At 62.2% G+C, this 641-nt stretch carries 1 protein-coding gene; it reads left to right on the forward strand.

The genetic code is table 11. The features are described 5' to 3' along the window. Nucleotides 1-543: aminotransferase class III-fold pyridoxal phosphate-dependent enzyme (locus PMI35_RS05940; protein WP_008064385.1), on the forward strand; the 543-nt coding region annotated here is incomplete at its 5' end. Between the last annotated feature and the right edge of the window lie 98 nt (nucleotides 544-641).

Raw genomic sequence — 641 nt, forward strand, 5'->3', positions numbered from 1 at the left:
GGCTCCCTGCCACTGGCGGCGTGCCTGACCACTGATGAGGTCTACAGCGCCTTCTACGACGATTACCCGACCCTGCGCGCCTTCCTGCATTCCCACAGTTATACCGGCAACCCGCTGGCGTGCGCGGCGGCCCTGGCAACGCTGGATATCTTCGAAGAAGACAAGGTCATCGAGAACAACAAGGCCCTGGCGCAGCGCATGGCCTCCTCCACTGCACATCTGGTCGACCATCCGAACGTCAGCGAAGTGCGTCAGACCGGTATGGTGCTGGCCATCGAAATGGTCAAGGACAAGGCGAGCAAAGAAGCCTATCCATGGCAGGAGCGCCGTGGCCTGAAGGTGTTCCAGCATGCACTGGAGCGTGGTGCCCTGCTTCGGCCGCTGGGCAGCGTGGTGTATTTCCTGCCGCCGTATGTGATTACCCCGGAGCAGATCGACTTCCTCGCCGAAGTCGCCAGTGAAGGCATCGACATTGCCACCCGCGAAAGCGTCAGCGTGGCGGTGCCGAAGGACTTCCATCCCGGCTTCCGCGATCCGGGCTGATTGATTTCACCCGAGCCCCTGTGGTGCCTGGTCTGCCGCTTTCGCTGGCAAGCCAGCTCCCACAGTGACCGCATAACCCTGTGGGAGCTGGCTTGGCA

The organism is Pseudomonas sp. GM78 (genome assembly GCF_000282475.1).
Taxonomy (GTDB): Bacteria; Pseudomonadota; Gammaproteobacteria; order Pseudomonadales; family Pseudomonadaceae; genus Aquipseudomonas.